The sequence below is a fragment of the Pseudomonas sp. MSSRFD41 genome, assembly GCF_014230245.1.
Classification (GTDB): domain Bacteria; phylum Pseudomonadota; class Gammaproteobacteria; order Pseudomonadales; family Pseudomonadaceae; genus Aquipseudomonas; species Aquipseudomonas piscis.
This window is the reverse complement of sequence record NZ_JACKZK010000024.1, coordinates 23,096-36,013: the sequence shown is the minus strand read 5'-3', so window position 1 is coordinate 36,013 and position 12,918 is coordinate 23,096. Positions and strand designations below refer to the sequence as shown.

General features: G+C 64.6%; 11 protein-coding genes. 3 read left to right on the top strand and 8 right to left on the bottom strand.

The annotated features are described in order from the left end of the window. The first annotated feature begins 67 nt into the window (after positions 1-67). On the top strand, positions 68-1,042 hold the full coding sequence (locus tag H7A76_RS26390; RefSeq protein ID WP_185701228.1) for a sensor domain-containing diguanylate cyclase: 975 nt from the start codon (positions 68-70) through the stop codon (positions 1,040-1,042). Between the two features lie 15 nt (positions 1,043-1,057). Here H7A76_RS26390 and H7A76_RS26385 read toward each other — a convergent pair whose 3' ends face one another. From H7A76_RS26385 to gloB, 8 genes are all read right to left on the bottom strand, one after another. Continuing rightward, positions 1,058-1,522, bottom strand: coding sequence for an XAC2610-related protein (locus tag H7A76_RS26385; protein WP_185701227.1), 465 nt, complete (start codon positions 1,520-1,522; stop codon positions 1,058-1,060). Between the two features lie 56 nt (positions 1,523-1,578). Continuing rightward, positions 1,579-3,189 (bottom strand): ABC transporter ATP-binding protein, encoded by a 1,611-nt coding sequence (locus H7A76_RS26380; protein ID WP_185701226.1) that lies wholly within the window; start codon positions 3,187-3,189, stop codon positions 1,579-1,581. A gap of 1 nt (position 3,190) precedes the next feature. Continuing rightward, positions 3,191-4,210, bottom strand: a complete 1,020-nt coding sequence (locus tag H7A76_RS26375) for an ABC transporter permease (protein ID WP_022639046.1) — start codon at positions 4,208-4,210, stop codon at positions 3,191-3,193. Between the two features lies 1 nt (position 4,211). After that, positions 4,212-5,285 (bottom strand): microcin C ABC transporter permease YejB, encoded by a 1,074-nt coding sequence (locus tag H7A76_RS26370; RefSeq protein ID WP_185701225.1) that lies wholly within the window; start codon positions 5,283-5,285, stop codon positions 4,212-4,214. A 1-nt stretch (position 5,286) separates the two neighbouring features. Continuing rightward, a complete protein-coding gene (locus tag H7A76_RS26365; protein WP_185701224.1) occupies positions 5,287-7,140 on the bottom strand; it encodes an extracellular solute-binding protein in 1,854 nt (617 codons plus the stop codon). Continuing rightward, complete coding sequence (locus H7A76_RS26360; protein WP_185701223.1) at positions 7,137-8,966, bottom strand: extracellular solute-binding protein; 1,830 nt, start codon at positions 8,964-8,966, stop codon at positions 7,137-7,139. The genes H7A76_RS26365 and H7A76_RS26360 overlap by 4 nt, the downstream gene beginning before the upstream one ends. A gap of 192 nt (positions 8,967-9,158) precedes the next feature. After that, complete coding sequence (locus H7A76_RS26355) at positions 9,159-10,586, bottom strand: transglycosylase SLT domain-containing protein (protein ID WP_185701222.1); 1,428 nt, start codon at positions 10,584-10,586, stop codon at positions 9,159-9,161. 99 nt (positions 10,587-10,685) lie between these two features. Beyond that, positions 10,686-11,453: a hydroxyacylglutathione hydrolase gene (gene gloB, locus H7A76_RS26350; protein WP_185701221.1), complete on the bottom strand. Its 768-nt coding sequence runs from the start codon at positions 11,451-11,453 to the stop codon at positions 10,686-10,688. Positions 11,454-11,518: 65 nt separating this feature from the next. Here gloB and H7A76_RS26345 point away from each other — a divergent pair, with 65 nt between their 5' ends. Continuing rightward, on the top strand, positions 11,519-12,277 hold the full coding sequence (locus H7A76_RS26345; protein WP_185701220.1) for a class I SAM-dependent methyltransferase: 759 nt from the start codon (positions 11,519-11,521) through the stop codon (positions 12,275-12,277). A 106-nt stretch (positions 12,278-12,383) separates the two neighbouring features. Further along, positions 12,384-12,833, top strand: coding sequence for a ribonuclease HI (gene rnhA, locus H7A76_RS26340; protein ID WP_185701219.1), 450 nt, complete (start codon positions 12,384-12,386; stop codon positions 12,831-12,833). Positions 12,834-12,918 lie beyond the last annotated feature (85 nt).

Genomic DNA, 12,918 nt, shown 5'->3' with positions numbered 1-12,918 from the left:
CAGCTCTGGCCCAGGCACTGGCCATTTTGGACTACGCTTGCCGTCTTAGCCGCGAATGGAGTCAGCTATGTTGTACCCAAGCAAACCGAACAATGAGGCCCTGCGAATCCAGACCCTGCGGGCGCTCAATGTCCTCGACACGCCGCCGGAGGAACGGTTCGACCGCCTGACCCGCCTGGCCAAGCGCCTGTTCAACGTGCCTATCGCCCTGGTCAGCCTGGTGGATGGCGATCGCCAGTGGTTCAAGTCCTGCATGGGCCTGGAGGCCAGCGAGACGGCGCGGGATATCTCGTTTTGCGGGCACGCGATCCTTGGCGACCAGATCCTCACGGTCTGCGATGCCGAACAGGACATGCGTTTCCATGACAATCCGCTGGTGGTGGGCGACCCCGGGATCCGCTTCTACGCCGGTTGCCCGCTGACGGTGGCCAACGGCAGCAAGCTGGGCACCTTGTGCCTGATCGACGTCAAGCCCCGGGACCTGGACGACGAGGAACGGGCGCTGCTGCGGGACCTGGCGCGCATGGCCGAGCAGGAACTGGCGGCCGTGCAGATGGCCAGCATGGATGAGCTGACCCTGCTGTCCAACCGCCGTGGTTTCGAGGCCCTGGCCCGGCACGCGCTGGGCGTCTGCAGGCGCCTGGAGAAACCGGCGACGCTGCTGTTCTTCGATCTCAATGATTTCAAGCAGATCAACGACACCTATGGCCATGCCGAGGGCGACGGGGCATTGAAGACCTTCGCCGATGTGCTGCGCATCGCCTTTCGTGAGAGCGATGTGATCGGCCGCTTGGGCGGCGATGAGTTCGTGGCGTTGTTGACCGCCGCCGATCATGTGGAAACCTCGAACATCATGGCCCGATTGCGCGAGATCCTCGATGAACGCAACGCCACGTTGAAGCGCGGCTACGACATTCGCTTCAGCGTTGGCCAGATCGAATACAACGCCGAGCGCCATCCGGACGTGGAGGCGCTGCTGGCCGATGCCGACAAGGCCATGTACCTGCAAAAGCAGGCCAGCAAGCGCCAGCATCGAGACTGATCGGCAGGCAGTGGCTCAGGCCCCGGAGCCTGGTTTGAGTCGCGTCAGGCAGCGTCTTGGGATGTTGCCCTGATAGTAGGTACTGACCAGGAATTTCCCGGGCTTGTTGACCTTGAGATTGAGGAATTCATCAGCGCAGGCGGGAAATCGCTCGACGAACTCGCCCTGCGTCGGGTCGTAGATGAACACCCGGTGGATCGTGTAAGTACCCATCCCATCATCGACATGCCAGATGGCGAAGTCGCCGGCCCCATCGAAGTTGAAATCGTCGAGCTCGATGTGCAGTGGCTTTTCGGCCTGCACCCGCAGTTCTCTGGATTGGGTGTGACCGTTGCGTTGTACTTCCAGGTTGACCTGCTGGCCATGCAGGGCAAGCGTGACGGTGCTGTGCTTGTCCGGCTGGAAAGTCATCGGTTGGGCCTGGACGCTCATTGCGAAAAGACCGCCCAGGGCCATCATGGTCCATTGTTTGTCATGCATGGATTTGGCATCTCCGGTGATGAGGCAGGGCCTCGTCACCGGTCTCCTGTCAGGGGTTATCCGGCGTTTGCCGGTACCAGGAACGCGGCTTCCAGCAATTGCCGGGTATAAGGGTGTTGCGGCGCGTCGAAGATCTGCCGGGCGTCGCCTTGTTCCACCACCTGGCCGTGCTTGATCACCATCAGTTGGTGGCTCAGGGCCTTGACCACCGCTAGGTCGTGGCTGATGAACAGGTAGGTCAGGTTGTACTTGCCTTGCAGCCTGCGCAGCAGCTCCACCACCTGGCGCTGGACGGTGCGGTCCAGGGCCGAGGTCGGTTCGTCCAGCAGGATCAGCCGGGGCTTGAGCACCAGGGCCCGGGCGATGGCGATGCGCTGGCGTTGGCCGCCGGAAAACTCGTGGGGGTAGCGGTGGCGGGTCTGCGGGTCCAGGCCCACTTCCTCGAGCGCCGCGATGATCGCCTGTTCTTGTTCCTGCAGGGTGCCGATCCCATGGATGCGCAAGCCCTCGCCAACGATCTGGCTTACGCTCATGCGTGGGCTGAGGCTGCCGAAGGGGTCCTGGAACACCACCTGCATTTCTCGCCGTAGCGGTCGTACCTGTTGCTGGGACAGGCAGTCCAGCTGCCGGCCTTCGAAGCGGATCAGGCCCTGGCTGGCGATCAGCCGCAGGATCGCCAGGCCCAGGGTCGACTTGCCCGAGCCGCTCTCGCCGACGATGCCCAGGGTCTGGCCCTGGGGCAGGCTGAAATGGATGCCGTCCACCGCCTTGAGGTGATCCACGGTGCGGCGCAGCAGGCCCTTCTTGATCGGGAACCAGACCTTGAGGTCATTCACTTCCAGCAGTGGCGCGCCGACCTGGCTGGCGACTGGCAGGCCACTGGGCTCGGCGGCCAGCAGTTCCCGGGTATAGGGATGCTGCGGGGCCCGGAACAGCTCTTCGCAGGGCGCCTGCTCGACGATGCGGCCCTTCTGCATGACGCAGACCCGATGGGCGATGCGCCGCACCAGGTTGAGGTCGTGGCTGATCAGCAGCAGGGCCATGCCCAGGCGCGTCTGCAGTTCCTTGAGCAACTGCAGGATCTTCAACTGCACGGTGACGTCGAGCGCCGTGGTCGGTTCGTCGGCGATCAGCAGTTCCGGCTCGCAGGCCAGGGCCATGGCGATCATCACCCGTTGGCGCTGGCCGCCGGACAGCTCGTGGGGCAGGGCCTTGAGGCGCTTGCGCGGCTCGGGGATGCCCACCAGCTCCAGCAGTTCCAGGGTGCGCCGGGTGGCGACCTTGCCGGTCAGGCCCTTGTGGATCGCCAGCACCTCGTTGATCTGCTTTTCGATGGTGTGCAGCGGGTTCAGCGAGGTCATGGGCTCCTGGAAGATCATGGCGATGCGGTTGCCACGAATGTGCCGGATGCTCTTTTCCTTCAGGGTCAGCAAATCGTGCCCGGCATAGTTGATGCTGCCCGACGGGTGCTGGGCCAGCGGGTAGGGCAACAGGCGCAGGATGGAGTGGGCGGTGACCGACTTGCCCGACCCGCTTTCGCCCACCAGGGCCAGGGTCTCGCCGCGCTTGATGTCGAAACTGAGGCCTTCGACCACGCGCTGGCGCTGTTGGCCGGCGACGAATTCCACCGCCAGGTCGCGGACTTCGATCAGGTTGTCCTGGGTCATGTCATTTCCTCGGGTCGAAGGCATCGCGGGCGGATTCACCGATGAACACCAGCAGGCTGAGCATCAGGGCCAGCACGGCGAAGGCGCTCATGCCCAGCCAGGGCGCCTGCAGGTTGGACTTGCCCTGGGCCACCAGCTCGCCCAGGGATGGTGCGCCGGGAGGCAGGCCGAAGCCGAGGAAGTCCAGGGCGGTGAGGGTGCCGATGGCGCCGGTGAGGATGAACGGCATGAAGGTCATGGTCGAGACCATGGCGTTGGGCAGGATGTGACGGAACATGATGGCGCCGTTCTGCATCCCCAGGGCCCGGGCCGCGCGCACGTATTCCAGGTTGCGCCCGCGCAGGAATTCGGCGCGCACCACGTCCACCAGGCTCATCCAGGAAAACAGCAGCATGATGCCCAGCAGCCACCAGAAGTTGGGCTGCACGAAGCTGGCGAGGATGATCAGCAGGTAAAGCACCGGCAGCCCGGACCACATCTCCAGGAAGCGCTGGCCGGCCAGGTCCACCCAGCCACCGTAGAAACCCTGGAGGGCGCCGGCGGTGACGCCGATGATCGAACTGAGGATGGTCAGGGTCAGGGCGAACAGCACCGACACCCGGAAGCCGTAGATGATCCGCGCCAGGACGTCGCGGCCCTGGTCGTCGGTGCCCAGCAGGTTGTCGCTGGAGGGCGGCGCCGGGGCTGGCACCCGCAGGTCGTAGTTGATGCTCTGGTAGCTGAAGGGAATCGGCGCCCAGAGCACCCAGGCATCCTTCTGCGCCAGCAGTTCGCGGATGTACGGGCTCTTGTAGTTGGCTTCCAGGGGGAATTCGCCGCCGAAGGTGGTTTCCGGGTAGCGCTTGAGCGCCGGGAAATACCAGCCGCCGTCGTAATGCACCACCAGGGGCTTGTCGTTGGCGATCAACTCGGCGCCCAGGCTCAGGACGAACAGCACCAGGAACAGCCACAGCGACCACCAGCCGCGCTTGTTGGCCTTGAAGCGCTCGAAGCGCCGGCGATTGAGGGGGGACAGGTTCATCTCAATGCTCCCGGCTGTCGAAGTCGATGCGTGGGTCGACCAGGGTGTAGGTCAGGTCGCCGATCAGTTTCACCACCAGGCCCAGCAGGGTGAAGATGAACAGCGTGCCGAACACCACCGGGTAGTCGCGGTTGATCGCGGCCTCGAAGCTCATCAGGCCCAGGCCGTCCAGGGAAAAGATCACTTCCACCAGCAAGGACCCGGTGAAGAAGATGCCGATGAAGGCCGACGGGAAGCCGGCGATCACCAGCAGCATGGCGTTGCGGAACACATGGCCATAGAGCACCCGGCGCTGGGTCAGGCCCTTGGCCTTGGCGGTGATCACGTACTGCTTGTTGATCTCGTCGAGGAAGCTGTTCTTGGTCAGCAGGGTCATGGTGGCGAAGTGGCCGATCACCAGGGCCGTGACCGGCAGCGCCAGGTGCCAGAAGTAGTCGAGCACCTGGCGCCCCAGGCTCAGTTGCTCGAAGTCGCTGGAGGTCAGGCCGCGCAGGGGAAACCAGTTGAGGTAGCTGCCACCGGCGAACACCACGATCAGCAGGATGGCGAACAGGAATGCCGGAATCGCGTAGCCGATGATGATCGCCGAGCTGGTCCAGACGTCGAAGTGGCTACCGTGGCGGGTGGCCTTGGCGATCCCCAGGGGGATCGACACCAGGTACATGATCAGGGTGCTCCACAACCCGAGGGAGATCGAGACCGGCATCTTTTCCTTGATCAGGTCCACCACCTTGGCATCGCGGAAGAAACTGTCGCCGAAGTCCAGGGTGGCGTAGTTCTTGATCATGATCCACAGGCGTTCCGGCGCCGACTTGTCGAAGCCGTACATGTGCTCGATTTCCTTGATCAGCGCCGGGTCCAGGCCCTGGGCGCCACGGTAGCTGGATCCGGCCACCGAGACCTCGGCGCCACCGCCGGCGATGCGGCTGGTGGCGCCGTCGAAGCCTTCGAGCTTGGCGATCATCTGCTCCACCGGCCCGCCCGGGGCGGCCTGGATGATCACGAAGTTGATCAGCAGGATGCCCAGCAGGGTCGGGATGATCAGCAACAGGCGGCGAACGATATAGGCCAGCATCTCATTGCACCGCTTCGGCCGCGGCCGCCTGGTTGTCCGGCGCCGGTTCCACGGCGGGCTTGGCATCGGGCTTGATCCACCAGGTATTGACCCCGATGTCGTACTTGGGCGCGACCTGCGGGTGGCCGATGTGGTCCCAGTGGGCCACGCGCCAGGTCTTGATGTGCCAGTTGGGGATCACGTAGTAGCCCCATTGCAGGACCCGGTCCAGGGCCTTGGCATGGGCCACCAGGCTGGCCCGGGAGTCGGCGTTGATCAGGCTCTCGACCAGCCGGTCGATGGCCGGGTCCTTGAGGCCGATGTAGTTGCGGCTGCCGGGCTTGTCGGCGCTGCTGGACATCCAGAACTCACGCTGCTCGTTACCCGGGGAGTTGGACTGCGGGAAGCTGCCGACGATCATGTCGAAGTCCCGCGAGCGGACCCGGGTGATGTACTGGGACACGTCCACCCGGCGGATCACCAGGTCGATCCCCAGGTCGGCGAGGTTGCGCTTGAACGGCAGCAGCACGCGCTCGAACTCGGTCTGGGCCAGCAGGAACTCGAGCACCACCGGCTTGCCCTGGGCGTCCACCATCTTGTCGTCGACGATGTGCCAGCCGGCCTCCTGCAGCAGCTGGTAGGCCTGGCGCTGTTGGGCGCGGATCATGCCACTGCCGTCGCACAGGGCCGGGGCGAAGGCCTGGGTGAACACCTGCTCGGGAATCTGCCCGCGCAAAGGCTCGAGGATCGCCAGCTCGTCCGGGCCTGGCAGGCCGGTGGCGGCCATCTCCGAGTTCTCGAAGTAGCTGCGGGTGCGGGTATAGGCGCCGTTGAACAGCTGCTTGTTGCTCCATTCGAAGTCCAGCAGCAGGCTCAGGGCATGGCGCACCCGCACGTCCTGGAACAGCGGGCGCCGGGTGTTGAAGACGAAACCCTGCATGCCGGTAGGGTTGCCGTTGGGGATCTGCTCCTTGATCAACCGTCCCTGGGCCACGGCCGGGACGTTGTAGGCGTTGGCCCAGTTCTTCGCGCTTATTTCCAGCCAGTAGTCGAACTGGCCGGCCTTGAGGGCTTCCAGGGCCACGGTGTTGTCGCGGTAGTAGTCGCTGGTGATGGTGTCGAAGTTGTAGAAGCCGCGATTGACCGGCAAGTCGCGGGCCCAGTAGTCCTTGACCCGCTCATAGCGGATCGAGCGCCCGGCCTTGACCTCGGTCACCCGGTAGGGGCCGCTGCCCAGGGGTACTTCGAGGTTGCTCTTGGCGAAGTCGCGGTGCTCCCACCAGTGCTTGGGCAGGATCGTCAGCTGGCCGAGGATCAGCGGCAGCTCGCGGTTGTTGCTGTGCTTGAACTTGAACAGGACCCGCAACGGGTCTTCGGCGATCACCTGCTCGACATCGGCGTAGTAGCCGCGATACAGCGGCGAGCCGGCGTTGGTCAGGGTCTGGAAGCTGAACACTACATCCTCGGCGCGCAGCGGGTGGCCATCGTTGAAGCGTGCCTCGGGCCGCAGGTAGAAACGTACCCAGCTGTTGTCCGGCGCTTTCTCGATCCGCCCGGCCACCAGGCCGTACTCGGTGAAGGGTTCGTCCAGGCTCTGGGCCATCAGGGTGTCGTACACCAGGCCGATATTGCTCTCCGGCACGCCCTTGCTGATGAACGGGTTGAGGCTGTCGAAGCTGCCGAAGCCGGCCATGCGGAAGGTCCCGCCCTTGGGGGCGTCGGGCTTGACGAAGTCGAAGTGCTGGAAGCCCGCCGGGTATTTCGGCGCTTCGCCGTAGAGGGTCACGGCATGTTGTGGCGTGGCCTGGGCGCAGCAGGCGATGACGCCGAGCAACAAGCCGCTGGTGCGCAGGAGCAGGGCACGCAGGGGCATCATTGGGTGGTCTCCAAGGACTTCAGCCACCAGGCGCCGAGACCCAGGGTATAGGGCGGCGTGGTGACGAAGGCGAACCGGTTACGGTAGGCCAGGCGGTGATAGTTGAGGTACCAGTTGGGAATCATGTAGTGCTGCCACAGTAGCACCCGGTCCAGGGCACGGCCGGCGGCCAATTGCTCATCGCGGCTCTGGGCCGCCAGGAGCTGCTCCAGCAGGTGATCGACGATGGGGTTGTCGATGCCCGCATAGTTCTTGCTGCCCTTGACCGCTACCTGGCTTGAGTGGAAGTACTGCCATTGCTCCAGGCCCGGGCTCAGGGTCTGGTTGAGGGTCATGAGGATCATGTCGTAGTCGAACTGGTCCAGGCGCTGCTTGTATTGCGCGCGGTCGACGGTGCGCAGGCGCGCGTCGATGCCGATGCTGGCCAGGTTCTCCACGTAGGGCTGGAGGATGCGCTCCAGATTGGGGTTGACCAGCATCAGCTCGAACCGCAGCGGTTGCCCGGCACTGTTCTGCAGGCGCTGGCCGTTGAGCTTCCAGCCAGCCTCACCCAGCAGCCCCAGGGCTCGGCGCAGGGTCTGGCGCGGGATGCCGCGGCCGTCGGTGCTCGGCAAGCTGAAGGGCTGGGTGAAGAGGCTGGCGGGCAACTGCTCGCGATAGGGCGAAAGCAACAGCCATTCGCGGCCCTGGGGCACGCCCGTGGCGCAGAACTCGCTATTGGGGTAGTAGCTCAGGGCGCGCTGGTAGGCGCCGCTGAACAGCGCGCGGTTGGTCCACTGGAAGTCGAACATCATGCCCAGGGCTTCACGTACCCGCGCATCGGCGAAGGTCGCGCGCCGGGTGTTCATGAACAGGCCCTGGGTCTGGGTGGGAATCTGGTGCGCCACCTGGGCCTTGATCACCTCGCCACGGCGTACCGCCGGGAAGTCGTAGCCGCTGGCCCAGTTCTTGGCCTGGTGCTCGATGTAGATATCGAACTCACCGGCCTTGAAGGCCTCGAACGCCACGTCGCTGTCGCGGTAGAACTCCACCTCGACCCGGTCGAAGTTGGCGAACCCGCGGTTGACCGGCAAGTCCTTGCCCCAATAGTCCTTGACCCGCTCGAACACCAGCTGGCGGCCCGGCTGCACCTGGGTGATGCGATAGGGGCCGCTGCCCAGGGGCGGGGTGAAGGTGGTGGCCTTGAAGTCGCGGTCCTTCCAGTAATGCTGGGGCAATACCGGCATTTCCCCCAGGCGCAGGATCAGCAGCGGGTTGCCGGCGCGCTTGAGCACGAAGCGGATACGCTGCGGGCCGAGGATGTCGACCCGTTGCACTTCCTGCAGGTTGGTGCGGTATTGCGGATGGCCTTCCTTGAGCAGCAGGCGGTAGGAGAACGCCACGTCCCGGGCGGTGATCGGCATGCCGTCGTGGAAGCGGGCCTCGGGGCGCAAGTTGAACACCACCCAGCTGCGATCCTCGCTGTACTCCACCGAGCGGGCGATCAGGCCGTAGCTGGAGGTGGGTTCGTCGCCGGAGGGCGCATAGAGGCCTGTGCCCACCATCAGCGGCTCGTTGAGCTCGTTGACCCCGTATTGCAGGAAGTTCGGCGTGGCCACCGGGCTGGTGCCCTTGAAGGTGTAGGGGTTGAGGGTGTCGAAGGTGCCGAAGGCCATGACCCGCAAGGTGCCGCCCTTGGGCGCGGCGGGGTTGACCCAGTCGAAGTGGGTGAAGCGGGCCGGGTACTTGAGCGTGCCGAACTGCGCATAGCCATGACTCTCGATGAGCGTCGCGCTAGCGGGAAAGCTCAAGGCCAGGCTGATGAGGAGCGGGAGCAGGAGACGCATCGAGTCAGAGATCCGATCCAGGCGGCTTGGGCTATGTGTCCGGTACAGTAACAGCTTGTATCGGCAGGAAAAAGCTCGTTCTGGCGGGACGCGCGGATGGCTCCGGAGCGGGGCGTGTCGGTATTGCCGGGTGCCCAGGGAAGCTCAGGCGCAGGGCTTGCCGGTGCTGGCACCGGCAGGCCCCGTCGGCACTCAGTGCGGCAGGTAGACGGTGAGCGTCTGGCCCGGCTTGAGGGCCTGGCCGGCCCGTGGGTTCCAGCGCTTGAGGTGCTGCATCTCGACGTTGAAACGCTTGGCCACCATGTACAGCGAATCGCCTTGCTTGACCTTGTACTGGGTCGACTTGCGTTTCTCGGTAGCGGCCACGGTGGTCTTCTTGCCGACGGCCTGGCGCGCGTCCTGCAGGACCAGGGTCTGGCCGACCTTGAGGTTCTTGCCGCTGAGCTTGTTCCAGCGCTGCAGGTCCTGGACCCCGACCTTGTTGGCCTTGGCAATCAGCGCCAGGTTGTCGCCGCGCTTGACCCGGTAGACCCGCTTGCGCAGCGAGTCGCGGCCTTCATCGCTGGCGAACGCAGCCTTGAGCGAGCGCTTGCTGATCAGTTCCTCGGGTTTCATGGTCGACAGGCTGGTGGTCAGCAACTGCGCCTTGGAGGTCGGCACCAGCAGGTGTTGCGGACCGTCGATGGTGGTGCGCTGCTTGAACGCCGGGTTGAGCTGGAACAGCTCGTCCTCATCGATGTTGGCCACCGCCGCGACCTTGGACAGGTCCATGCGCTGGTTGATCTCCACCACCTGGAAGTAGGGCTCGTTGGCGATGGGGTTGAGGTTGATGCCGTAGGCCTCGGGGGCCAGCACCACCTGGGACAGGGCCAGCAGCTTGGGCACGTAGGCCTGGGTTTCCGATGGCAGCGGCAGGTTCCAGTAGTCGGTGGGCAGGCCCAGCTTCTCGTTGCGCTCGATGGCCCGGCTGACGGTGCCTTCGCCGGCGTTGTAGGCCGCCAGGGCCAGAAGCCAGTCGCCGTTGAACATGTCATGCAGGCGGGTCAGGTAGTCCATGGCCGCGGTGGTCGAGGCGGTGATGTCGCGGCGGCCATCGTAGAAGCGGGTCTGGCGCAGGTTGAAGGAGCGGCCGGTGGCCGGGACGAATTGCCACAGGCCCACGGCATCGGCCCGGGAATAGGCCAGCGGGTTGTAGGCACTTTCGATCACCGGCAGCAGGGCCAGCTCCAGCGGCATGTTGCGCTCTTCAAGACGCTCGACGATGTAGTGGATATAAAGGCTGCCGCGCTCGCTGGCGTTCTGCAGGAAGGACGGATTGCTGGCGAACCACAGGCGTTGTTGTTCGATACGCGGGTTGACGCCCAGGTTTTCTTGCAACTGGAAGCCCTGGCGCATGCGCTCCCAGACGTCCTGGGGTACTTGCGGGCTGGGCTGTTTGCCGAGCCAGATGGGTTTCTGCTTGATGCGGGCGTTGAGATTCGGAGTGTGTGTCGCTTCAGTCTGCGGGACGTGACCGGTGCTTTGGCAGCCCGCAAGAGTCGCCGACACAGCTACCGCGATGGCCTGGGCCAAGCGCGTCAATGCGTCTGAACTGATGGCGTAACGAATAAATGACGACATTGGCTGGAAGTCAGTTCCGGGCAAAAATGTCGGGCGATTCTAGAAAGCACCCGAAGAGCGGTCAACCATTCAGAATTTCTATGCCAATGCCGGGGTCTCTTAGAATTTATCTTTCCAGGCTCTCAACGCCGCAAAGACCGCACTCTGCGACGGGGTATCCCGGCCGTTCCGTTCGTCTGCTTTTTGTTTAACAGATGTTTCACCCGTACGCAGGAATGGGTTGGTCAGCCTCTCCAGGGCCAGGGTCGATGGCAGGGTCATGACGCCTTGCTCACGCATTTGCACTACCTTCTCCAGGCGCTGGGCGATGTCCGGGTTGTCCGGCTCCACGGCCTGGGCAAAGCGCAGGTTGCCCAAGGTGTATTCGTGGGTGCAGTAGACCAGGGTGTCGTCCGGCAGCGCCGCGAGGCGGCCCAGGGACTGGTGCATCTGTTCGGCGGTGCCCTCGAACAGGCGACCGCAACCGGCGGCGAACAGGGTGTCGCCACAGAACAGCAGGCCCCGGTGGTAGTAGGCGATGTGCCCCAGGGTATGGCCGGGCACCGCCAGGACCTGGAAGTCCCAGCCGAGGATGTTGAGCTGGTCTTCGTCGTCCAGGGCCACATCGCGGGCGGGGATCTTCTCCCGGGCCGGGCCATAGACCCTGGCGCCGCTATGCTGTTTCAAGCGCTCGATGCCGCCGACGTGGTCGTGGTGGTGATGGGTCGCCAGGATGTCGCTCAGGCGCCAGTCCGGGTGTTGTTCCAGCCAGGCCAGTACCGGTGCCGCATCCCCCGGGTCGACGACGGCGCAGCGTTGGCTGCGATGATCTTGTAACAACCAGATGTAGTTGTCGGTGAAGGCGGGCAGGGCACTGATCTGTATCATCTTCGGATTCGCCAAGGGGAAAACAATGGCGCATCTTAGAACTTCCTGGCGTGTTGGAGAATGCAATGACCGATAAAGCCTTCGCTCAGGCAGATCCCGACTGGCTGGCCCTGATCAGCACGGCCCGGGACTGGCTGTCCGGGCCGCTGGGGCAATTCCTGCTGGATGAAGAGCGGCGCATGCTCGAAGAGGAGCTGGGACGGTTTTTCGGCGGTTACCTGGTGCACTACGGCCCTTCGGCGCAGACCCCGCCGCCGGCACCCCAGGTCCAGCGCAACGTTCGCCTGGGAGCGCCGCTGCCGGGGGTGGAGATTGTTTGCGAGGAGCAGGCCTGGCCCCTGAGCGAACATGCTGCCGATGTAGTGGTGCTGCAGCATGGCCTGGATTTCTCGCTGTCGCCCCATGGCTTGCTGCGCGAGGCGGCCAGCAGCGTGCGTCCGGGAGGCCACCTGCTGATCGTCGGGATCAATCCCTGGAGCACCTGGGGCTTGCGCCGGGTATTCGCCCACGACGGCTTGCGCCAGGCCCGTTGTATCGCACCCTCGCGCGTCGGCGACTGGCTCAACCTGCTGGGCTTCGCGCTGGAGAAACGGCGCTTCGGGTGCTATCGTCCGCCGCTTGCTTCGCCAGCATGGCAGGCGCGGCTGGCCGGTTGGGAGCGCCGGGCCGGCGAATGGCAGCTATCGGGGGGCGGTTTCTACCTGCTGGTGGCGCGCAAGATCGCCGTGGGCCTGCGCCCGGTACGCCAGGTCCGGCGCGAGCCGGTGGGCAAGCTGGTGCCGCTGCCCATGGCCAAGGTCAACCGGCGCAACAGCGAGCCCTGACCCGCTGCTGCAACCCTCTCTTTATATAGATCGGCCGGGCTTGCCCGGCCTTGGCCCTGTCGGCGGTGGCTGGCGGGGCGATGGCAATTTCTGATGGAAGGCGTGGATGAGCGATAGCGTAGAAATCTTTACCGACGGTGCCTGCAAGGGCAATCCCGGCCCGGGTGGCTGGGGCGCGCTGCTGGTGTGCAAGGGCGTCGAGAAGGAACTCTGGGGGGGCGAGGCCAATACCACCAACAACCGCATGGAGCTGCTGGCGGCGATTCGCGGCCTGCAGGAACTCAAGCGCCAGTGCGACGTACAGCTGATCACCGACTCGCAGTACGTGATGAAGGGCATCACCGAGTGGATGGTCAACTGGAAGAAGCGCGGCTGGAAGACCGCTACCAAGGAGCCAGTGAAGAATGCCGACCTGTGGCAACAGCTGGACGAGCAGGTCAACCGGCATCAGGTCACCTGGAAATGGGTGCGCGGCCATACCGGCCACCATGGCAACGAGCGGGCCGACCAGTTGGCCAACCGTGGCGTGGACGAGGTCCGTGGCAGCAAGGGCTGATGGCTGTCGTCCTGCCGTTCAATGCATTCATGTGCGCTGGGCCGGTCTTGCCGCCCCCGTGCGCAGTCTCCGGGCGGGGCGTGCT